Source organism: Ferrimonas aestuarii, assembly GCF_005116665.1.
Lineage (GTDB): Bacteria > Pseudomonadota > Gammaproteobacteria > Enterobacterales > Shewanellaceae > Ferrimonas > Ferrimonas aestuarii.
The window spans coordinates 632331-656017 of sequence record NZ_SWCJ01000001.1 but is presented as its reverse complement, the minus strand read 5'-3'; the positions used below and the strand labels follow the sequence as shown (position 1 = coordinate 656017).

Genomic DNA, 23687 nt, shown 5'->3' with positions numbered 1-23687 from the left:
TTATCAACGATTACTCGAAGCAGGAAAACCCAAAAAAGTCGCCATCATTGCGTGCATACGAAAGATGGTCGTCATCCTGAACTCCATGCTCAGGGACGGCGTAGAATGGGACTCCAACAACAGCAAATTTAGCTATTGACGCCATAGTCTCTTGTTAGGTGTCTTCTCTACCGAATTTTTCATAAGCTAATTCATTAGCAAAAACATCCATTTGAACAATGAAATCAACTTCATCATACCATTCACCACTCTTAAGCTCATACCACTCGTCAATAGCCGGCTCAAAATGACTATCAGCATAAGGTAGATTGATCTGGCCACCTCCAGCTTTCTCAACAACAACCGTATTGTCATTAAATCTATTAACTAGCCCGAAAAATGTTTCAAACTCAATTTTCTCATTTTCATCGACATGCCGAAGAGACACCAATAGAACTTTGTTTTGCAGATCTATCATAGACACCTAACGCCGCATTAAGGTGTGAGCAACGCTTGGCTATACTTGAGCGAAGCGAAACTGCCAAGCGTTGCGAATCACTCTTAAATGCTTTGTTATGCCTTAGTTTCAGATGAGCGCTTAACTTCTTCTTTTGTTAATCTCTCTACTTTCTGATTTACAAAAATATAGATATTCGAAGAAAACATACCAATGATGATTGCAACTAGAGCCATAGAGTAAAAGTTGTGCGACCCTGCATCACCCACGAGGTCTACCGTACTTTGTACATTGTTATTGCCTGGTTGGATATACGGTGTAAGTAATGCTACCAAGATTCCACTTTTAATCCCAACCCATGAAAACATCCCCATCATTCCTGATGATACAATTAGTGTCAGACTATGAGTTACCTTCATTCCTGCCAATAAAACTCTAGCAATAGCTCCGAGCGATCCTAAGAAGAAAGGAACCATTAATAAAACTAAAGCATTGAATGCTTCATTAACAATAGTTAATGTTTCTGAGTTGATTGTATATAGGTCTGGGTTGTTTATAGACAGGAAATATAGTACAAAAAATGCGAAACAGAACACCACCGCAACGCTTAGCATTCGCCTAAGTTCAGCCTTTTCTTGCTTTTGTATTTCTTCCGCTTTAGCACGTTCTTTAATTGCTTCTTTGGAATAATAGCGTTTTTCCCAACTCTCTGTTCTTTCGGTGTTTGAGGACTCAACTGCCTTTAATTCGACTTGTTCTTTGTTCGTTTCTGACTCTTGAGTCTTAGTTTGCTCGGACATTAACTTCTTACAGAATAGGAATACAATAAACATATTCTATCACCGACATATGCTGATTTGAACACATGTAGGCATAACGCTCCACTCAGCGGGAGCAACTTGGCTGGCTACAATCTGCGAGGCACGAGCAAGAGCCAGCCTAGTTGAAATCCGCCTGCAGTGTCTTGTTATATGCCAAACATGATTAGTCCTAAATATACAAACTCTAAGACGACAAAGAGCTTAAATGTAGTCGCTGATACGTTAATTGCAGAATCACCTAGCTCCTTGTAACTGCCTTTAACCATTACCTTAAGAAGAGAATATGGAATACTAAACTGCCTAAAGGCGACGCTATCAGAATCAATGTGCTTCCTATAAAACGAATGGTAGTGATACCAAATTCGATACTGAACTGCCGAAGCAGGAACAGCATCCGCTACCATAAAGAAAAGTAGCTGATTCCATTTGCTCGATAAAAACCAGTTGATTACTTCCATACATCCCTTGGCATATAACGCTCCACTTAGCGGGAACAGGCTGGCCGGCTAATCTTTGCGAGGTACGAGCAGAGCCGGCCTGGCTGGAATCCGCCTATAGTGCATTGTTATGTACACCTTTTCGAGTGCTTGCTATTTGAATTCAACTAGCGGAACAGCCCAAGTATGAAAAGCCGCCACAGCTATTGAGCTAATTAGGCCTAAGCTACACAGCACAACCCAATCTGAGCTAAAAAAGTGCCAAAATAACAATGCAAAAGGAATTGTGATAGCCAGCGACCAATACGGAACAGAAAGAGCTTTATGGCAATGCTGACAGCGCCTGCATTGAAGAGGACCTAAAAACAATTTTCTACGCTTTGAAAATGCAATTTTCTGACAATGTGGGCAAAGCAAATTTTTCACTAAAGCTCCATGTGTATATAACGCTCCACTCAACGGGAGCAACTTGGCTGGCTACAATCTGCGAGGCACGAGCAAGAGCCAGCCTGGTTGAAATCCGCCTGCAGTGCCTTGTTAACTTGAAGCACTATTATTTTGTTTCTGAAGTTCGGCTTCTAACCTAGCTACTCGCTCTTCTAAAACCTCAATTCGCTTGTCGGCTCCCTTGAGTTCCCTTACGTCTTCAATGAGCTGCCGAGGATCTACAAAATAGTTCATTACTAACATTAAGATCCCAAAGGCGATCATGAACGATACTAATTCCCACATACCCTAAATTCCCTATATGAATCTTCGCTTCAATTTAACAGCTTATTATGCGGAACAAATCCGCCTTTCAAAATCTTAAAAATCCGCTTTTCATGCAATTCCGCTTTTGGACACTCCGGCTAACTGCCAGAAAACCCACCATAATTCGCTCTCGAAGTTTCCTTGATTCCGCCTTTTACAGTAAAAGCGACACCTACTTTGCGCAAAGGCGGATTCGCCAAAAACTGTATGTTTATACAGGCGTTAAAATTCCGACACATGATGGCTTTGAGCAAACTGAAAGTAGCCCACAGAGTCGTGTATCCATCAAAAACACCAGATTGGGTGGATGTTCGATGAGTCATTCACAGGCGTTCTGCGCATTGATGCAAACAACCGCTAACCCGCAAAAGCCCATTAAATAACGATTTCAAAAATTGCGGCTCAGATTTAGAGTACAGCTCCGCCCATCGCTCTGGCTGCGGTTGGCATCAATGGAAATGTCTAATTTATAAGGAATTATTATCGAGTTAACGCCGATTCACTGGCAATATCAAATCACGCACGTGGACGTGCGAGATCTCTCACGAAGACAACTCAGGAGGAAAGAAGGTAAAGAGCACCGTTTCGCGCCTTGCTCCTATCAGCAAAGGCACGTTATCGCTCAGGAACAACCGACAACGTTAACCCCAAGCGCAACATATCTTTATGTTGGATGCCGTTTTCATAAATAGGCTCTGAGTAGTTATTAAGGAAATGGTCACGCCAAATGGCTTCAACCCGAAAGCCATGGCGTTGGTAAAATCCCAATTGATGGCCAAAACTGCCTGTGCCAAGCTCAATGCGCTGAAGTGACTTTTGCCTAAGGCGCTCAATAACAAAGCGAAGTAAACCAGACCCGATGCCCTGCTGTTGGTATTCGGGCAGAACGCCAATGTTGTGGAGCTCTGCTTGGCTTTGACAGTTCGGGCTCAATTTCACCACGCAGGCTGCAACAATTTGATTGCCCTTTTGTGCAGCAAAGCCCCAAGCTCCCTCAAGGTATTGATGCACCTGAGCCTCGTCAGGATCCGCTTCAAGCAGCAGCGCCATCGGCAATTGCGATGGCGCCAGCTCAACGTAATCGACCGCTCTGGGCTGCGACGTCACGCTTTATCGCCCCTATCAGGGGTTTCGTTAACCTTCATCAGCTCAATCAACCCCGAGGCGATTGTCACCAGTGGACATGGCGACCACTCGGCTAACTTCAGCAAAACTCAAACCAGACTCTTGCTGCCACTGGTTGAACGCCGCTTGCGCTTGCATCAAGCCTCGCTTCGAAGTTGGAGAAGCGTCCAATACTTGATGGGCTTTAAGGTAAGCGACGGTATCACTGGCCAGAATAAAGCTGTCTTTGCCCACAAAGCGCAGGAAGTAAGGGCCGGTATTGCCCCCAAGCCGACTGCCACGCTTCTTAAGCTCTAGCCACAGGCTCACAATGTCATCACTGGGCCAGTCGCGAATCCATTTACCAAAGCTGCCATGTTCCGCGGCGATGTCTAACACAAACTGAGCGTTTTCAAAGATCGACTGAATCTTTTTGCCATGGCGAATCAACCCAGCATCGCTTAAACGCTTATCTTGTTGATCCGGCGACATCATCAGCAGTTTCTCTGGGTCAAATCCCCAAAACTGTTGCTCGAAGTAGGGCCACTTATTCTCCACCACCTTCCAAACGAATCCCGACTTGAAAATTTGCTCACTCATCGCCGACAGCAATTGAGCATCGGTCAGTTTATCCAGATAGCTAGTGGTGTCGGGCATCAACATCGACAGCACTTTTTCTCCGCCTTTTCGCTCGGCGGCGCGCTGCCAGATGGCGTCAAAAGACTCTAATTTCATGGTAATTCTTCATCGGGCGATAACAATGCGCCCTACTCTATCAAATTCTCTGGCATCTAATGCAAATCTTGCCGCTATCACGGGCTATTCTTGAGACACAATCAGCGCCGACACCATGGCTCTGAGGGCGGCAGGTTTGACCATCTTCGCCATATAACGATAACCACGGGCTTGGGCTTCATGTTTGAGAGACTCACGGTTGTCGGCACTAATGAGCACCCCAGGTAGGTTGTCACCAAAACGGCGGCGAATTTCATCCATGGCATCCAAGCCATTTTTATGATCATCAAGGTGATAATCCGCCAGAATGATGTCTGGTTTAAAGCCCTCAAGCCCCATCTTAACCACCGCTTGTTCCAAGCTTTCTGCGGCAACCACCTGGCAACGCCAGCGCTCGAGCAGTGCCGTTAACCCGGTTAAAATCGACACTTCGTTATCAATGCAAAGCACTCGAATGCCATTGAGCTCTGTGGCCATCTTTGCCACCGGCTTGACCACCACTTTGGCGGGTTGATGGCAGCGAGGTAAGGTAACCGAGAACACCGAACCAGCCCCCAAAATGGACCGCACTTTTAAGGTCGCTCCTAGCACCTTGCTGATGCGATCCACAATCGCCAGCCCCAATCCAACCCCGCCAACTCGGGCATGCAGATTCAGCTGTTTAAACTCGTAGAACACCTCATCCAGTTTATCTTCCGCGATGCCACAGCCGTTATCCCACACCTGAATTTCCACCTCGTTAGCGCGAACTCGGGTGGCCAGCAGCACTTTGCCTTGAGGGGCAAACTTCAGCGCATTGGTAAGAAAGTTCTGCACGATGCGGCGCAGTAAGCTGGCATCGGTAAACACCGCGCCCCCCTGAAGACGGGTCTTAAACTGCTGATCGCCATTGTCGGCGATGGCGCTGAACTCGGTGATCAGCGGCGTTAGCACCTCACTGAGATCAACCAGCTCGCGATTCACGTCCATGGTGCCAGACTCCAGCTTAGAGATATCCAGCAGATCCGACAGCAGATCACCGGCGGTATGCAGCGAGCCAGAGATATTGCTCACCGCTTGCTGCTGCACGTCACTGAGCTGCTGATCTTGACCAAGCGCCGCCGTAAACAAGCGAGCAGCGTTGAGCGGCTGCATCAAGTCATGACCAATGGCCGCCAAAAATCGGCTTTTACTCTGATTGGCTTGTTGCTCCGCCTCTTTGGCTTCCATCAACTTGGCGTTAAGCGTTTCCAGCTCTTGGGTTCGCGCTTCCACTCGGGCCTCCAAGGTGGCATTCATCGACTCCAACTGCTCCTGTTGATGGCGATAATCGGTGATGTCGGTAAAGGTCATCACGAAGCCACCACCTGGCATGGGGTTACCTCGAAGGCTGACCACTCGACCATCACTGCGCTGGCGTTCAGAGCTATGAGCACTGCCTTGGCGCATAAACTGCACCCGTCGCTGTACGTGAGATTCGATGTCGCCAGGGCCGCAAAAACCGCGCTCTGCGTTAAAGCGGATGATCTTAGCCACCTCCATCCCCACCTCTAAGAACCCTTCCGGATAGCCATAGAGCTGCTGATAGCGCTTATTCCAAGCCACCAGTTTCAGGTCGCCGTCAATAACACTGATGCCCTCGTAAGCATTTTCAATGGCGCCGCGAAGCATGTCCTGAGACAACACAATCTTGGCACTGGCCTCATCCATTAACGAGAACACCTCATCCAGCGCAAGATCGCGGCCGCGAAGCACGCTGTCCATCACCAGATCCGCCGAGGATGCCCCGAGCACACTGGAGAGCAGCTTTTCCGTATGAGCAATCAGTTCGAGGCTGGCGCTTTTGCCCCAGTGGCGGGCATCCACACTGGTTGGGTCAAACAGCGCTAGGCTGTCATAGGCTCTTTTCGGGCCCACAAACCGTGACGCCAGCAGCAGCAGGTCTTGCTGAGTCACCACCCCAAGTAGTTTGCTGCTCATGCGCCGCTCTTCAGGCAGCTGCACGAAGGCACTGGTCTGAATTCGCTCGGCCACACTGGCTCGAAACGACAGCGACCCCGTCCAGTAACACAGCCCGTTACCCAACAGCGCCAGTAGCAGCCCCCACACATCTTGATTGATGCCAAAGGCCCCCATCATCTGCGCAAGCTGTGGGTTTAGCACCACGTAGAACCACAAAGTAAAACCAACGGCCAGTCCCAATAACACGCCGCCTCGGTTGCCTCGCTTCCAATACAAGCCGCCAATCAACGCCGGAGACAGCTGAGCAAAGGCACCAAAGGCCAAAATCCCCAAACGTGCCAGAGACTCTTGAGAGGTAATTCCCTGATACACCAACAGACCCGCTAACAGCAGCAACACGATGGTGATGCGTCGAGCGTTGAGCAGCAGGCTCGAGAACTGGGAGAAATTCTGGCTGCGAATCTTGCCAGAGCGCAGCAGCAATGGCACCAGCCACTCGTTGGAGACCATGATAGATAGAGTAACCACCGCCACCACCACCATACCGGTGGCCGCCGAGACCATGCCAAGCAGCGCCACCGCCGCTATCCAAAAATGTTCCGTGTAAAGGGGCAAAGTGATCACCAGAGAATCTGGCGTCACCCCCGTGGGCAACAGTATGCCTCCCGCGATGGCGATGGGCAGTACAAACAGAGACAGCACCAGCAGGTAGATGGGGAAAGTCCAACGGGTGCGCTCTACGGCTTCGGTGTCCTGACATTCCACCACCATGACGTGGAACATGCGCGGCAAACAAAGAAACGCGGCCAATGTCAGTAGGGTTTCCGGCAGCAATTTTACCGGTGAAAGCTGATGGGAATCGGCGCTGACAACGCCATAGTCCATCCCCTGTTGCAACAGATCCCAAGGGCCATCAAATAGGCCAAAAACCACGAACGCCCCCACAACCACAAACGCCACCAGTTTTAGCACCGATTCAAAGGCGATGGCCAGCATTAGGCCGGGATTATGCTCTGTCGCATCCAGCTTGCGGGTACCAAACAAGATGGAAAACACCGCCAGCGCCAAGGTGATCACCAGGGCCAAATTGGCGCTGTCGTCGGCCGCGTTTTGGGGTTGAAATAGGCCAAAGCCCATCACCATGGCTTTCAGCTGCAAGGCGATGTAGGGCATGATCCCCACCACGGCGATGAGCGTCACTAAAGCGGCAAGCAGCTGGGATTTTCCGTAACGGGCGGCGATAAAATCCGCCACCGAGGTAATGTTTTGCTGCTTGGAGACCAGAATCAGCTTTCGAATCACCCCAAAGCCAAAACTGAACAGCAAAATGGGGCCGATGTAGATGGGCAAAAATCCCCAAGGATCGCGACTGGCCTGCCCCACGGTGCCAAGAAAGCTCCACGAAGAGCAGTACACCGCCAGCGATAAACCGTAGACCCAGCGCTTGCTGCGAGGGGACATCTTGCCAATAAAGCGCTCTCCGCCCCAGGCAACGGCAAACAGCAAACTAAGGTAAATGAGCGCCGAAACGCCGATCAGTAAGGTAGAGGTCATGGGCATAAGCTTCTATTTATTATGCCCATATCATGCCAGCAGTCGTTTTTAGGAGAAAGTGCTAATCCTCAGCAATCGCTGACAAGCGCTTGGCTAGAAACTGAACAGGTATCCCGCCTGAAACCAAAACGCCGGGTTACTGGACGCTATGTCATCATCGCCAATCACCACGCTTGGTTCAAAATAGAAGCCACCCGTTTTGAAGGTGGTGGATACGCCAATGTAGTTCCACTCTATATGGCCATCATTGAAGAAATCAAACAGATCCAGCCGCATATGCCCAGCAATGACTTGGGCTGACGATAAAGTACTGCCCTTGTCTTTGTAGAACTGATAACCAACTTCAGCGCCCCAGATATCTCGATCTAAGTAGCCCGCAGACGCCTGAAACGGATGGGCGTCGCTCTTGTAAACCAAATTGAGCATCCCCGGTGCGCCAATGGCAACACCAAAATAATCGGTTTGCTCCTGCGCGGTTGCAGAAAACGCCATGGCTGCGCCAACGAGAGAAATCAAAATCCTTTTCACACCTAACCTCTTGATAGGTAACAAATAGAGCAAACAATCTAACACATGCGAGTCTTTAGTAACTTTAAATCACCAGCATCCCTACAATTTGTATGTAACTGAACGTTTCTCATCGTTCTCCCCTCTATCAAGCGAAGATTCAACCTGCCCCCTGTAATTGCCTCGAAAACCTCTGTTTTTAGTTCCACCCACTTATTGAATCTAAGAACCACCACAACCAATTTTCCGCGCCCAAATAACCGCAAAAGATCAACTGCGCCTAATTACAGGAGTAAGACCGTCATAATTTGGCGCAAAACTATACAGCGCCGCTGCCTTATCACTGATAAGCTAGAGTTTGCTCATGGAGTCCTAGACCAATGTCTAATGGTTGAGCCGCAGTTCAATTGCAACACTCAGAACCCTAACTCGAGCAAAGAAGGACTCCTCGATGAGCAACCAGTCACTGTTTCCGGTCACCCCTGAGCTGGCCGCACAATCAAAAATTAATGACGAACAGTACCGTCGCATGTACCAAGAGTCGGTGGTCAACCCTGAAGGCTTCTGGCGTGAACATGGCAAGCGCATCACCTGGTTCAAGGATTACAGCAAAATCCGCAAGGTCTCCTTCGACGATCACAACCTCTACATCAACTGGTTCTATGACGGCACCCTTAATGCCTCCTACAACTGCTTGGATCGCCACCTAGAAACCCGTGGCGACCAGCCCGCCATTATTTGGGAAGGGGACGACGCCAGCGAGCAGCTCACCCTCACTTACAGCCAACTGCATGAAAAAGTGTGCGCCTTTGCCAACGCGCTGCGCGGCCAAGGGGTGCAACGGGGCGATGTGGTCACTCTGTATATGCCAATGGTGCCAGAAGCGGCCGTGGCCATGCTGGCCTGCGCTCGCATCGGCGCCATCCACTCAGTTATTTTTGGTGGCTTCTCACCGGACTCCATTGCCAGCCGCATCATCGACGGCAAGTCCAAAGTGGTGATCACCGCCGATCAAGGCGTTCGTGCTGGACGCACCATTCCGCTTAAGGCCAACGTGGATGCCGCGTTGGCAAACCCTGACGTCAACTGCGTTGAGCGCGTCATTGTGCTCAAGCGTACCGGCGGCGACATCGACTGGCAGGACGATCGCGACATCTGGTGGAGCGATCTGATGGCGGTCAGCTCTCCCCACTGCCCAGCCGAGGAGATGAACGCCGAAGACCCGCTGTTTATCCTCTACACCTCAGGGTCCACCGGCACCCCCAAAGGGGTACTGCACACCACCGGTGGCTACATGGTGTACGCCTCCATGACTCACGAGTATGTGTTTGATTATCGTGATGGCGAGATCTACTGGTGTACCGCCGATGTGGGCTGGATCACCGGCCACTCCTACATGGTTTACGGCCCGCTGGCCAACGGCGCGACCCTGCTGATGCACGAAGGGGTGCCCAACTACCCAAGTCCAGCACGCATGGGCGAGATGATCGACCGCCACAAGGTGAACATTCTCTATACCGCCCCAACCCTTATTCGCGCCCTGATGGCCGAAGGTGCCGATCACTTTAACGATTTTGATGGCAGCAGCCTGCGAGTCATGGGCTCGGTGGGTGAACCCATCAACCCAGAAGCGTGGCGTTGGTATTACGACGTTATCGGTAAAGAGCAGAGCCCCATTGTCGACACCTGGTGGCAGACCGAAACCGGTGGTATTTTGATCACGCCGCTTCCAGGCGCGACCGACCTAAAACCGGGCAGTGCCACCCGCCCATTCTTTGGCGTCCAGCCCGCTCTGGTCGATAACATGGGCAACCTGATCGAAGGCGCTGGTGAAGGCAACCTGGTGATGCTGGACTCCTGGCCTGGGCAGATGCGCAGCGTCTACGGCGATCACGAGCGCTTTGTGTTGACCTACTTTAAAACCTTCCGCGGCATGTACTTCACCGGTGATGGCGCCCGTCGTGACGAAGATGGCTACTACTGGATCACTGGCCGTGTGGACGACGTAATTAACGTGTCCGGTCACCGTTTAGGCACCGCCGAGATTGAAAGCGCGCTGGTTGCTCACCCTGATGTTGCCGAAGCCGCGGTGGTGGGCTATCCCCACGACATCAAAGGTCAGGGTATTTACGCCTACGTCACCTTGAACAAGGGCATCGAAGAAACCGAAGCCCTGCGCCAAAGCCTACGCCAATGGGTGCGCAGTGAAATTGGCGCATTGGCAACACCGGATCTGATTCAGTGGGCGCCGGGCCTGCCGAAAACGCGCTCCGGTAAGATCATGCGCCGCTTCCTACGCAAAATTGCCGCTAACGAGGTGGGCAGCTTAGGTGATTCTTCAACCTTGGCCGATCCTGCGGTAATCGACGATCTAATTCAGACTCGCCTCAATCGCAGCGGCGACTAACCCCTACCTTCCTTGCTATACCTTTACCCTTAGCTTTGCCCCGCTTCATGCGGGGCTTTTTTAGTTCAACTAAATCAATATTTTTGTGATCTCTGTCGAGAAATTGCAATTGATAATGATTATCATGACGAATCCCATTTCTCACACAAAGATGGACATTCATGATGCAGCGCCCCTTCTCTCTATCCAAGCTCACACTGGCTATCGCTCTGGCTTTACCAAGCATTGCTATGGCGAACACTACCGAAGACGACATCGAAGTCATTGAAGTTAAAGGTCGTGCCCAGCAGTTTTATCTGCAGACAGACACCAAGGTGGGCACCAAAGTTGACGCAGACATCATGGACATTCCTCAGTCTGTACAGGTGCTTACGGAAGAGTTGATGGAGGATCAGGCGGCGCGAGAGATCACCGATCTGTACCGCTCTATTGCAGGCGTCAGCAGCTTCAGTTATTCAGGGGTAACCTTCCGCGGTTTCCGCGATGATGAGAACGTTTTTTACGATGGCGTTCGAGGCGACCCATTCTCAGGTTTTGGCATTCCCCAGCTGTTTAACATCGAGCGCGTCGAGGTTCTAAAAGGCCCATCCGGCGCCCTGTATGGTGCCGGTGAGCCAGGCGGCATGATCAACTACGTCTCCAAACGCCCAAGCTTTGCCGAAAACCATGAATTTAACGTCACTGTGGGCAGTGAAGAGCGCTACGGCGGCTCCATCGACAGCACCGGCGAGCTGACCGACACCATCGCCTACCGCTTTGGGGCGTTCTACGAGCAAGCGGACAGTTTCAGAAATAATGCCGATGAACAGAACACCGACATCGCCGGCGGCCTGCTGTTTGCCTTAGGGGAAGCCACCGACTTATACACCACCTTTGAATACATCGATCAGGACCTAGGTGGCGCCCGACTGCGCGGTGTGCCCGTTGATGATGACGGCAATTTCTTAGTCGATCCATCCTACAACGCCAACGAAAAGAGTGACTTCCAAAAACTTGAAGCCCTTGTGCTACAAGCCACGTTAGAGCACGAGTTTAGCGACGTGTTTACCAATAACACCACCCTGCGTTATCTGGATAACGAGCGCAATCAGCAGTATCACGAGTCTCGCAGCTGGATTGATGCCAATGGCGATGGTCAAAAAAACGCAGACGATCAAGTGATTCGTCGTGAATACCGCAAACAATACCGCGCCAATACCGAGTACAGCCTAACCACTGACTTTGTCTACCAGTGGCAGCAGCATCAGTTGCTATTTGGCGGTGACTACCACAATGTCGATACCAAATACGACTACCTCCGTGCTCGCTACGAAGCCGACGGCGTGCCCAACCTTAACATCTTTGACCCAGTTTACGGCGTGGCGGATCCTTCAACCTACAACCTGACTGACCAAAATCGCGACGGCGAAAAGAGCACCCGTTACAGCGCGTACCTGCAAGACATCTACGCCATCAGCGAACAATGGAAATTGTTACTTGGCTTCCGTTACGATCACTTCGACATCGAAGATAAAGCCTCAGGCAACAGCTACAGTGACAGCAACGTACTGCCACGCGCGGGCATTGTGTATCAGCCTACCAGTGACACCTCCATCTACCTGAACTACTCCGAAAGCTTCAATCCACAAAGCGTTGGCGACCAATTCAGCGAAGATGGCGAGGGTAATCTGGATCCGGAAACCGGCGACCAAATTGAACTGGGAATGAAAAACAAATGGATGGACGGCGCCTTTGTCACCACCTTTGCTATCTACCAGATCACCAAAGAAAACATGGCGATGACCAACCCGGCCGACACTGGTGAAGGGGATGGCATTCCAGAGTTGGTCAACTTAGGCAAAGTCGAAAGTAAGGGGTTTGAAGCCACCATTACCGGCGATCTGAGTAACGACTGGACCATCACAGCCAACTACGCCTACAACGACACTAAGGTGGTCGATGGTGTGGAAGGAGACAGCGTTGGCAACACCTACGGCGACGGCTCCCGCTTCGTGAACGCCCCTGAACACCAAGCCGGTTTGTGGACCCGTTACGATCTGGGCAGCATCGATTCCGCCATCGCCTTCGGTGCCGACTACGTCAGCGAGCAGATAAGCTTTGATGGCCAAAAGGTGAAAGCGTATACCGTTTTCGACGCCAGTTGGACCACCGACATCGACGCCCACTCCAGCATTAGAGTCAACATCTCCAATCTGTTTGATGAGGAGTATGCAATCAGCGGTTTCAGTGAGCGCAATGGCCACTTCCCAGGTGCGCCAAGAGAGATCATTGTCTCCTACAGCTACCAGTTGTAATTCACTCTCCCTAGTGGGCTGCCCTCCAATTCGTTGCTGGGCAGCCCATTTTTCAACAACATAAGAGACTCATTGTGAGCCGACGTCTGTGGACCCGCGTCCATACCCTGTCCGGCATGGGAGCTTGCCTACTGCTGAGCTTCGTGCTGATTACCGGCACTTTTGCGACCATCTCCAACGAGATTGATTGGTTGGCCAACCCTGCCATTCGCGCTCAGCACAGCGTAACGCCCAACTACCTACCTTGGCCTGAATTTGCAAAGCAGGCCAACCAGCACTACCCAGAATCCACACTGCTGCAACTGCTGGCCCCCTTCGACCACCAATTCAACGCCCAGGCAGTATTAAGAAACCCACAGGGCGAGCGGTTTCGCGTTTATCTTGATCCAAAAAGTGGCCAGATCACCGGGGAGGGTCGCTGGCTTAATTGGCAGCGCTTTTTTCGCCTTACGCATCGCCACCTAATGATGCCAACTCAATATGGCGTGCCCATCGTCAGCGCCACCGCTTTTCTCCTGTTGGCGCTGCTGATCAGCGGATTGGTGATCTATAAGGGCTGGTACAAAGGCTGGCTGCACTGGCCTACCAAGGCCAAAACGCCCCTGTCGGAGTTGCCAAAACCGAAACAGGCCGCACAGCGGGTTCGGCGCAGCTATCGCTATTGGGGCGACTGGCATCGCCTCTTAGGGCTGTGGTCACTGCCGTTTGTACTGCTGATGGTGATCACCGGCATCTGGTATTTTATCGAGAGCCTAGGAGGCCGAGCCGATTACCCACAGCTGCCTCAACTCACTGAAATTGAACACACATCAGCGCCAGTCGAAGCAGCGAACCTGACCACTATGCTGGCTCAGATCGCGCAGCGACAACCGGAGTTTCAAGTTAAACGGATTGTATGGCCAACCAGCGCAGAGCGGCCGCTAGTGATTCAAGGGCAAGCTCAAACCTGGCTGGTGCGTGACCGTGCCAATCACTTTGCCTTTGACCCGACAAGCGGCGCACTGTTGCAGCGCCGCCAGCCTCAAGATCTGTCGCTGCACGCTCGAATCTCAGAAGCGGCCGATCCACTCCACTTTGGCTGGCTTAAAGGCAGTGAGGGCTTTAGCTGGGCCCGTTGGCTGTGGTGCGTGTTTGGCATCATGTTATCGACGCTGTCGATCAGCGGTTGCCACCTGTTCGCAACCAAAGCCTTTATGCGTGAGCCGCAGCAGCTCACGGCCAAAAGCTGGTTTTATACCTGTTTCTCCCAAATGGGGCCCCTCAAATGGCCCTGTGCAGCGCTCATCCCCTACCTTATTGTGGCGTCGGTGTATCTGTTTCTTTGACCGTGAACCAACCGCGGTGCCCACCGGCTTTGAGATGTGAAACATCCTTATCTTGTGGGCCATAAAACTGTCACATTACACTTTTATGATTCGGTACAAACAGAGCTCTCGTCATAACCCTATCCATGTTCCAGATTCTAAAAACTTTTTTTCTCCTCGGCTGCGTCAGCTTTGGTGGCCCTGCCGCTCACATCGGTTACTTTCGCAAAGCCTTCGTTGAGCAGCGCCGCTGGCTGTCTGAACACGAATTTGCCAATCTGGTCGCCCTAAGCCAGTTTCTGCCGGGACCGGGCTCGAGCCAACTTGGCTTCGCCATCGGTCACGGCCGTGGCGGTCTGGCGGGCGCCATCGCGGCTTTTGTCGGCTTCACCCTGCCCTCTGTGCTGCTGATGATGGCGCTGGCCTGGTTAAGCCAAGATATAATGGGCAACCCCTACGCCCAAGGCATCATCCATGGGCTTAAGCTGCTGGCCGTGGTGGTGGTGGCCGATGCGGTTCTGGGCATGTTTGCTAACTTTTGTCGCAGCAACCGTCATCGCTGGCTGTGTGTCATCAGCGCGGCGTCCTTGTTACTGCTGCCAAGCCTGACCACTCAAATTGGCCTCATTCTAATGGCAGGCCTCATTGGCATGGGCTTGTCAGGCGGCGCTTCAGACAATACCAAAGCCTCGGTCGAACCAGCCGCCACAGCGAAGCCCAATTGGCTTCCTCTGGCGCTGTTTGCGGCGTTGTGGTTATTGCCGTTGGTCAGCGCGGCGCCCATCTCAACGCTGTTTAGTCAGTTCTATCACGCGGGCAGCTTGGTCTTTGGTGGCGGCCATGTGGTACTGCCTTTATTGCAATCCTTGGTGGGCGAACATCTCAGTTCAGATTCGTTTCTAACCGGTTATGCGGCGGCACAAGCGGTGCCGGGACCGATGTTTGCCTTGGCCACCTATTTGGGTTGGTTTCTCCCATCAGATGCGCCCGCGCTGGGCGCGGTTGTGGCCACCGTCGCCATCTTCCTGCCCGGCTTTTTGCTGCTGCTTGGTCTGCTCAACAGCTGGCAGTCTCTGGCCAGCCAACCCAAATTTGTCGGTGCATCCGCGGCCATCAACGCGGCGGTCACCGGCATCTTATTGAGCGCCTTATACCAACCTGTCTTCAGCTCGGCGGTGGTTTCAGCGACAGACATGGCGATGGTGTTACTCGGCTTTGCCCTGCTCAGACTGGCTAAGCCGCCGATTTCATTGCTGATCTTGCTATTCGTGGTGACCACAACCCTATCTAAGGTGATGGTTGGCTACTAATCTGATGATAAAATCAGCAGTTACTTTGGCTTTTTGGATTGAGGGGGCTGGGTCACTGGACGAATCGAAAAGAAGTGGTAGCTTGTAAGCAACGCTCAACACCGAGGAAGCGCAGCATGTCCAAAATTAAGAACGAAAAAGCCCTGCTTAAAAAAGCGATGCAGATTGGCGAAGCCTATGCGGTCAAAAGCGGCTACCACGCCTTCAAAGCCACGGACTCTGCCGACGATAAGATGGAAGCGATCTACCGCCTTCTTTGCCACCATCAACTGCTAACACCGCTGCCGGAAGATCAGGAAAATCGCCTCAATATGAAGCACCGACTGGTGAAATGGATCATGGGCAAGCTACCCGCAGATCACCCTCTGCTGCAGTAATACCCCGCCAACTAAAACTAATTTTTCAGATGGGCTTTTCATTCCTTGATGAGCCCATTAGCATGATCCCTTCAATCACTAATACCGCCTCTTAATGCAGCTTCGCCCCTACCAAAAAGACGCCGTTTCGGCGGTCATCAAACACTTTCGTCATCACCAGAGCCCCGCACTATTGGTGTTGCCAACCGGTGCAGGCAAAAGTGTCATCATTGCCGAATTGGCGCGTATCGCCCGAGGCCGAGTGCTGGTTTTGACTCACGTTCAGGAGCTGGTGGAGCAAAATCACGCCAAATTTGTCGCCATGGGGCAACAGGCCGACATCTACTCGGCGGGTCTAGGCCTCAAGCAAGCCAGCGCCAAAGTGGTGTTTGCCTCCATTCAGTCACTGGCGGCTTCCACTGACGCCAAGCATCAGGCGTTTTCCATGGTGGTGGTGGATGAATGCCATCGCATCAACCTCGATGGCGACAGCCAGTACAAGCAGGTGTTCGATGCCCTAACGACGGCAAACCCTAAGGTCAAAACCCTAGGGCTCACCGCAACCCCCTATCGGCTGGATAAAGGCTGGATCTATCAAAAACACGCCAACGGCACCCTACGCAGTGCCGAGCCAAAACCCTTTGAGCACTGCATCTTTGAGCTGCCCATTGGCCAGTTGATTAAACAAAAATTCCTCACTCCCGCCAACATTGTCGATGGCGCGGTGGCCTCCTTGCTGCTGCCCGCAGAGGGAGAGGAGTCCGAAAGCTTCACCATCGCCCAAGGACGCGCTACCACCTTAATTTGTGAGCACTTAGTAAGGCTAAGCCCAGATTTTAACGGCATCTTGATCTTTGCCGCCTCAGTGGCCCACGGTAACGAGATTTTGTCTCGACTGCCCTCTGAAGAAGCGGCACTGATTACCGGTGAAACCAAAAGTCGGGATCGCGAAGCGATCATCAATGACTTTAAGGCCAAGAAGCTGAAGTTCTTAGTCAACGTATCGGTGCTGACCACCGGCTTTGATGCGCCCCACATCGACCTAATCGCCATCTTGCGCCGCACCGATTCCGTGGCGCTGTACCAACAGATGGTGGGCCGAGGCCTGCGCCTTGCCGACGGCAAAGAGGAGTGTCTGGTGCTGGATTACGCTGGTAATGGCTACTCACTGTTTGCGCCGGAAGTGGGCGAGCCCAAACCCAAAAGTGACTCACAGGTGGTGGACGTGCCCTGCCCCAAATGCGGTCATACCAACCATTTTTGGGGCAAGATGGATGAAAACGGCTGCCTGCTGGAACACTTTGGTCGGCGCTGCCAAGGTTTGGTGGATCAGTTTGACGACTTGGACAGTGAAGAAGTATCTCCCCCCTCCACCCAGCAACAGCAGTGCGATTTTCGCTTCCGCTTCAAGGAGTGCCCAGACTGCTTAGCCGAAAACGACATTGCCGCCAGAAATTGCCACCAATGCAATAAACCCTTGGTCGACCCAGACAAGCGACTCAAAGAGGTGCTCAAGCTTAAAGACTATATGGTGCTGCGCTGCAGCGGCCTCTCCTTAAGCCTTAGCCAACTAAAGTCGGGACAGGAAGCGATCAATGTAACCTGGCACGATGAGGATGGCGCCGAGTTATCTCAGCGCTACGGCTTCGCCACTCCCGGTCAAAAAGGGGCTTTTTATCATAACTTTGTGCGCATGCATCTGAAGGCTCCGGGCCAACCTTTGCGCCTTAAAGACGCAAACGATGTGGTTAACAATGCCAACCTCTTCCGCCATCCTGATTTCGTCGTCGGCCGCAAAGAGAAATGGGGCTGGAAAGTGATCGATTGCCTGTTCGACTACCAAGGGCGTTATCGAAAAGCAGATAGTGCCTACTAGCTTCAGTAAGTTTAAAAATCAGTGACAAATTCCCAAGTATTGCTCAGCACAACTCTGGCAGTACTCCTCACCATGCATATGGCCATTAACGAAATGGTCATTGCATTGAGTGCAAAAACCAAAGTGGCTTGGATCCTTCAAAAGACCAGCGACCTCATCATCCAGCTGACTTAGCGAAACCGATGGTTCCAGAGTTTTTACTGTTTTCCAGTGTGATACCGGTTCATGAGGCCCTGACCATTCAACTACCAATACTTGCAGCACCAATTTGCGGTTGCCACGCTTTATGCGGATATAGTCTCGATATTCAGCGCTCATCTTTACTCTATGTTAAATCTAATGGTTTCCAACTGGCCCGTAACCATAAAGCACCTAGCCCTAGAATTCCTCGGCGAAACGCACACAACTGACAGACGCCGCCTAAGAGCGGCTTATTGAGACGGTACATTGCGTTAATCTGATTTTTCTCAGCGCCTGATTGCCACTTTTGTGGCATCATGTGCCCATACATTCAAATTGGAGCTGTTGCTGACATGCTAGTTGTTATTTTTGGCCGCCCGGGCTGCCCATACTGTGTTCGTGCTAAGCAGATTGCCGAAACCCTAACTGAATCTCGTGAAGACTTTAAGTTCCGTTACGTAGACATGCCGTCAGAAGGCGTCACCAAAGAAGATTTGGAAAAGACCATTGGTAAGCCAGTGGCAACCGTGCCTCAGATCTTTGTAGATCAAGAGCACATCGGCGGCTGCACTGAGTTTGAAGCTTACGCCAAAGACAACTTGGGTCTGTACGCCTAACTCGCCCAAGGCTTTGATATAAAAACGGCTCCTAATGGAGCCGTTTTTTTGTGTTTATCGAAATGGCTAACACAGCTCAGTAAGCTCTTGGGCAACGGCCGCCAGCACTCGTTCAGCATCCTCACTGGAAAACGCCATAGGCGGTTTGATCTTGAGGACGTTGTAGTACTTGCCTTCCGTTGAGAGCAAGATCTGATGCTTCTGCTTCAACCTCTCCACCAACTCGCCGGTTAACTGAGTCGCGGGCAACAAGCTGTCTCTGTCCTCCACCAGTTCAACGCCAATAAACAGCCCTAACCCTCGCACATCACCAATGCACTGGAAGCGATTCGCTAAATCTTTAAAGCCCTGCTGAAGCTGCTGTCCAACCTTGTGGGCATGAGCCATCAACTGCTCTTGCTCGATGACTTCGAGCACCGCGGTGCCAATGGCGCATGAGACAGGATTGCCCCCAAAGGTATTGAAGTACTCCATGCCGGTTTCAAACGCCTTCGCGATTTCAGGTGTGGTCACCACCGCCGCCATCGGGTGACCATTGCCGATGGGCTTACCCAGAGTGACGATGTCCGGTACCACATTTTGCGTTTCAAACGCCCACATGTGGGTGCCAACACGGCCAAAGCCAACTTGAACTTCGTCGGCAATGCAGACGCCCCCCGCTTCACGAACGCTTTGGTAAGCTTGCTCTAAGTACCCCTCGGGCATGATGATCTGGCCCGCAACCCCTTGTAGGGATTCGCAGATAAATGCTCCGGGCTTTAAGCCCTGTTCGGTAAGCTCGGCCACTGCTCGTGCCACATCTTGGGCATACTGGCCGCCACAATCTCGGCCCATCCCTTTGTGAGGGCCACGGAAGGGATCGGGCAGGGCGACTTTCATCACATGAGGCTTAGCCCCCTCGCCACCTGGACCATCAAACTTGTAGCTACTGGCATCGATGCAGCCGCTGGTATTGCCATGATAGGCGCCGTCCACCACCAACAACTGTTCTGAGCCGGTATAAGCCCGCGCCAAGCGGAACGCCAGCTCGTTAGCTTCACTGCCTGAGTTAACCAACATCAGCACCGACAGTGGCTCGGGGAAGGTCGCCAACAACTTTTCCGCGTAACCAATGATGTTGTCATGAAGGTAGCGAGTATTGGTATTAAGCTGCGCCATTTGCGCCTGACCGGCCGCCACGACATGGGGATGACAATGGCCCACATGGCAGACGTTGTTCACCATATCCAGATAGGCCTTGCCTTGCTCATCAAACAGGTAAGCACCGCGACCTCGAACGATCTTAAGCGGCTGCTGATAACTGACGCTGAGATTTTTACTCAAGTGGCTTTGACGAAACTGAACAATCTGCTCGAGATCTCGCCCGACTCGTCGAGGCAGATGGCAGGCAAGGCGAAGCTGCTCGAGCGCATCCGCGCCATTTAGGTGAGCGAGTTGGCTCAGTGATGCACGAGCCGGAGCCACAGAAACCGACAGGTACTCATTATCCGGCTGCGCTTTGGCTTCCCAATGAGCGTTAGCAATGCTGGTGCAAAGGCGCAATTGAATCAGCGGCAACAGCACCTCCAGCTCCTCAGCTTCCAGAGGCAACTGGCGATGGTAGGCACTGGTTACGGCACAGATCACCTTCAGTGGGTTGTCCTGCTTCATGATGGCGTAAGCGCAGGCGATGGCCAGCTCATTGATTCGATGGCTGTACACCATGTCGCCAAAATCGATAAGACCTGTAATGGCAACGGGGATCTGCGGGTCGTCCACCAACAGGTTGAAGTCATTGGCATCGTTGTGAATCACCTGCTGAGGCAAGCTCTTGAGCTTAGGGGCCACATCTCGATGATAGCAGTCCAGTATCGGTTGCAGTAATGCCAAATCCGCCTCACCCAACAGCGGCAGAGAGCGCTCCACCATGGGCGCGCCCAAGGCCAAATCCCACTCTAGCTCACGATGCGCCCCCGGATGATCAAACTCCGCCAGTTCGGTATCGATACGTCCCAGCAACTGGCCAAGACTTTGCCACAGAGGCATGCAGTGCTTTTCCGCCTCGGCATAAAACTGTCCAGTTAAAAAGCTCAGTACCCGCAGCACAAACTCATTGCCGCCGTCGTCTTTGAGAACAAAAAAGTCATCACGGCTACCGCGAACCTTCAGAGCATGGGGAACCGGCAGCCCTTGGCGCATTAATCGGGCCATGGCCAGGTTTTGCATCAACAGCGACGGTATCGGCTCAGCTGAGTTGGCCACCTTGACCACAAACTGCGTCCCCGAATCAGTGGTCAGCAGCAGATTTTGATCTAGGTAGCCATCTAAAACTTTCAAGCTCCCACTCAGCTGATAGTGTTTCTCTAGCGCCAAAAGCAGCTGCGACTCAGTAAATTGAGGCAGATGACGACTCATGTGATTCTTCCTTAAAACAGAGTAAGTTAAACCTGAATCGATGACGGTCTAGCCGTTCAGTTGTGCCTGTTGGTTTCAAAGTTTGATGATGTTCATCGGCACTCACTGACCCGCTTTCCCTCAGCAACGTCAGACTTGGGCAATTTTGCTTTACCCTCAATCAACAATGGATACAATATACTTAAAGCGCGAATCAAGTAACAGCGCTATCTCACAAGACTAAATGGAATTGGCATGACACACATCTGGTTAAGGGCAGAATCCAAGCCCAATGAACGCCGCAGCGCCCTCACGCCCACGGCGGCTAAGGCACTGATTGACGCAGGATATCAAGTCACGGTGGAGCGTTGTCAGCAGCGCATCTTCCCCATCAGCGACTATCAACAAGTGGGCGCCCAAATCGCCGACAGCCATCAATGGCCATCGGCACCCGCAGACGCCATCATCCTAGGGCTAAAAGAGCTCAGTAGCGCCAACACCCCACTCACCCATCGCCATATCCATTTTGCCCACGTCTATAAAGAGCAGCGCGGCTGGCAGTCGTTCCTCAATCGGTTCCAACCCGGTGCCCTACTTTGGGATCTGGAGTATCTGGTGGATGACAACCACCGCCGCATCGCCGCATTTGGCCACTGGGCCGGTTTTGCAGGAGCCGCCTTAGCGCTAAAAAGCTGGGCGCTGCAACAACAACGTCGCTCTCTTGGTGCAGTGAATGCCTATGATCACCAATCGCAATTGGTCGATGAAGTGGCAACCGAGCTTAGTCTGTGTGAGCGCAAACCCACACTGTTGGTGATCGGCGCTAAAGGACGCAGCGGCCGCGGCGCCGTTACCATGGCCAACGCGGTAGGAGCCAAGATCATTGAGTGGGATCTGGCTGAAACTCAAAGCGGTGGCCCATTCCCGGCCATTAACCAAGCAGACATTCTGGTGAACTGCGTGCTGGTCAATCAGGATCTGCCGCCATTTGTCACCCGAGAGATGTTGAATGACCCTCTGCGTCAGCTCAGTGTCATTGCTGACGTCAGCTGCGATCCGTACGGCGACTATAACCCTCTGCCTATCTACGACCGCTGCACCAATTTTGTGAAGCCGCAGCTGCGACTTATCGATGGCGATCGCCCTTTGGATCTCATCGCCATTGACCATCTGCCGTCAATGCTACCGAGAGAGAGCAGCGACGATTACGTCAGCCAACTGTTGCCTTACCTGTTAACCTTAGATTCTGCCGACAGCGGGGTTTGGACCAAAGCCGAAGCCCTTTACTATCAAAAACAACAACAAGCGAAATTAACTATGCCACAGATTCACTGGCTGGGTGCCGGCCTCTCCTCCATTCCCGGCATTGCCCGCCTAGCCAAAGGCACGCTGCCACTGACGGTTTGGAACCGCACCCTATCTAAAGCCGAGCAAGCTCTTGGCCAGTTAACTAAGGCGCTCACCTTAAAACAGCTGGATTGGGATACCTTAGTTAACACCATTAAGCCCGGCGACGTTCTGGTCTCCATGCTGCCCGCCACCGAACACCTAAAGGTGGCCAATTTGTGTTTGGAACAACAGTGCCACTTTGTCTCTAGCAGTTATGTGGCGCCGGAGATGGCAGCCCTAGATGACAAAGCCAAAGCCGCCAATTTAACCTTTATTAATGAAGTGGGTCTGGATCCAGGCATTGACCACCTGCTGGCACACGCCTTGATGCACGATTATCAAAGCAGCGACAAATTTAACCCCAGCCACCAACACTACTTCCGCTCCTATTGCGGTGGCTTCCCCAAAGTGGCCAATGACTTTAAGTACAAATTCAGCTGGTCACCTCTGGGCGTATTGCGCGCCTTGAAATCCCCAGCTCAGTGGCTGCAAGAGGGCCAAGTGGCCAACTCCAGCGCCCCTTGGGATGCCCTTAGTGAGTACCACGCCCAATTGCCACAAGGGAATGAATGCTTCCAGGCCTACCCAAACCGCGACTCATTGCCGTTTGCCTCAGAGTATGGTTTTGGCGATGACTGGGATCTGCAGCAGTTTGTGCGTGGCACCCTGCGCCTCGATGGCTGGTCTACGGCTTGGCAACCGCTGTTTGATGAGGTGGGCAGCCTGTCCGGTGAACAAGGGGAATCCCGCTTGCGTGAGCTTAGCCAAGAGCTGGAAACCAAATACAGCTACGACGCTGGCGAGCCCGACCGAGTGGTGCTCTGTGTTGAGCTGCAGGTAAAATCCGCTGGCGAAACCCTCTGGCATCAAAGCTATAACATCGATGCCTGCGGTAATGATAACGGCTCAGCCATGGCACGGCTGGTATCTTTGCCAGTTAGCTTAGCCATTGAAGCGGTTGTCGCTGGCGAGCTGCCCGCAGGCGTAAGCCCTGCTCCGAAGGATAACGCTACCGTTCGCCGCTGGCTTAATGCCTTGGCTGAACTGGGTGAAACCGTGCATCACAAGGATCACCTCGACGGCTAATGCCGTTGTAACCTAACCGATCACGCAAAATGCCCACCAACATTGGTGGGCATTTTCTTTGGCCGAAAGGGGTGACTGTAATCAATAAGAAGTTTCTAGGCGTAATTATCTAAAAGATGCCTTAGATACGACTATGCCTGCGGCAGGCAAGGGGTGGCCGCAGCTATCTGAGCTTTAAACAGACAGTCAGCCATAACCGATTCTGCC

General features: G+C 52.3%; 16 protein-coding genes and 1 pseudogene. 9 read left to right on the top strand and 8 right to left on the bottom strand.

The genetic code is table 11. The annotated features are described in order from the left end of the window. A pseudogene (locus FCL42_RS02935) lies at positions 1–139 on the top strand (IS110 family transposase); the annotation flags it as partial. 15 nt (positions 140–154) lie between these two features. On the opposite strand, the gene FCL42_RS02930 reads toward FCL42_RS02935, so the two are convergent. The 7 genes from FCL42_RS02930 to FCL42_RS02900 form a co-directional block, all read right to left on the bottom strand. Beyond that, positions 155–457 carry a hypothetical protein gene (locus tag FCL42_RS02930; RefSeq protein WP_136861863.1) on the bottom strand — a complete coding sequence of 101 codons (303 nt, stop codon included), beginning with the start codon at positions 455–457 and terminating at the stop codon, positions 155–157. Between the two features lie 95 nt (positions 458–552). Then, entirely contained in the window at positions 553–1236 is a 684-nt protein-coding gene (locus FCL42_RS02925; protein ID WP_136861862.1) for a hypothetical protein, read from the bottom strand. 995 nt (positions 1237–2231) lie between these two features. Then, positions 2232–2426 carry a hypothetical protein gene (locus tag FCL42_RS02920; protein ID WP_136861861.1) on the bottom strand — a complete coding sequence of 65 codons (195 nt, stop codon included), beginning with the start codon at positions 2424–2426 and terminating at the stop codon, positions 2232–2234. A 636-nt stretch (positions 2427–3062) separates the two neighbouring features. Then, positions 3063–3554, bottom strand: a complete 492-nt coding sequence (locus tag FCL42_RS02915; protein ID WP_229359753.1) for a GNAT family N-acetyltransferase — start codon at positions 3552–3554, stop codon at positions 3063–3065. A 42-nt stretch (positions 3555–3596) separates the two neighbouring features. Next, positions 3597–4286, bottom strand: coding sequence for a DNA-3-methyladenine glycosylase I (locus FCL42_RS02910; protein ID WP_136861860.1), 690 nt, complete (start codon positions 4284–4286; stop codon positions 3597–3599). Positions 4287–4370: 84 nt separating this feature from the next. After that, complete coding sequence (locus tag FCL42_RS02905; protein WP_136861859.1) at positions 4371–7781, bottom strand: hybrid sensor histidine kinase/response regulator; 3411 nt, start codon at positions 7779–7781, stop codon at positions 4371–4373. A gap of 93 nt (positions 7782–7874) precedes the next feature. Continuing rightward, positions 7875–8309 (bottom strand): hypothetical protein, encoded by a 435-nt coding sequence (locus tag FCL42_RS02900; protein ID WP_169308264.1) that lies wholly within the window; start codon positions 8307–8309, stop codon positions 7875–7877. Positions 8310–8739: 430 nt separating this feature from the next. On the opposite strand from FCL42_RS02900, the gene acs reads away from it, so the two are divergent. The 7 genes from acs to FCL42_RS02865 all read left to right on the top strand — a co-directional run bounded on the left by acs (position 8740) and on the right by FCL42_RS02865 (position 18632). Further along, positions 8740–10695 carry an acetate--CoA ligase gene (acs, locus tag FCL42_RS02895; RefSeq protein ID WP_136861857.1) on the top strand — a complete coding sequence of 652 codons (1956 nt, stop codon included), beginning with the start codon at positions 8740–8742 and terminating at the stop codon, positions 10693–10695. A 161-nt stretch (positions 10696–10856) separates the two neighbouring features. Beyond that, a complete protein-coding gene (locus FCL42_RS02890) occupies positions 10857–12989 on the top strand; it encodes a TonB-dependent siderophore receptor (RefSeq protein WP_407644357.1) in 2133 nt (710 codons plus the stop codon). Between the two features lie 74 nt (positions 12990–13063). After that, the gene (locus FCL42_RS02885; protein WP_136861856.1) at positions 13064–14314 is read left to right on the top strand and encodes a PepSY-associated TM helix domain-containing protein; all 1251 of its coding nucleotides are present in this window, start codon (positions 13064–13066) and stop codon (positions 14312–14314) included. Between the two features lie 125 nt (positions 14315–14439). Continuing rightward, entirely contained in the window at positions 14440–15603 is a 1164-nt protein-coding gene (chrA, locus tag FCL42_RS02880) for a chromate efflux transporter (RefSeq protein WP_136861855.1), read from the top strand. A 116-nt stretch (positions 15604–15719) separates the two neighbouring features. Beyond that, entirely contained in the window at positions 15720–15980 is a 261-nt protein-coding gene (locus FCL42_RS02875) for a DUF5062 family protein (RefSeq protein WP_136861854.1), read from the top strand. 94 nt (positions 15981–16074) lie between these two features. Then, a complete protein-coding gene (locus tag FCL42_RS02870) occupies positions 16075–17835 on the top strand; it encodes a DEAD/DEAH box helicase (RefSeq protein ID WP_136861853.1) in 1761 nt (586 codons plus the stop codon). A 533-nt stretch (positions 17836–18368) separates the two neighbouring features. Then, positions 18369–18632 carry a GrxA family glutaredoxin gene (locus tag FCL42_RS02865; protein WP_136861852.1) on the top strand — a complete coding sequence of 88 codons (264 nt, stop codon included), beginning with the start codon at positions 18369–18371 and terminating at the stop codon, positions 18630–18632. Positions 18633–18698: 66 nt separating this feature from the next. Here FCL42_RS02865 and FCL42_RS02860 read toward each other — a convergent pair whose 3' ends face one another. Continuing rightward, entirely contained in the window at positions 18699–21026 is a 2328-nt protein-coding gene (locus tag FCL42_RS02860) for an aminotransferase class III-fold pyridoxal phosphate-dependent enzyme (RefSeq protein ID WP_136861851.1), read from the bottom strand. A gap of 234 nt (positions 21027–21260) precedes the next feature. Here FCL42_RS02860 and FCL42_RS21865 point away from each other — a divergent pair, with 234 nt between their 5' ends. Then, positions 21261–23480 (top strand): saccharopine dehydrogenase C-terminal domain-containing protein, encoded by a 2220-nt coding sequence (locus FCL42_RS21865; RefSeq protein WP_229359752.1) that lies wholly within the window; start codon positions 21261–21263, stop codon positions 23478–23480. Positions 23481–23687: the final 207 nt, after the last annotated feature.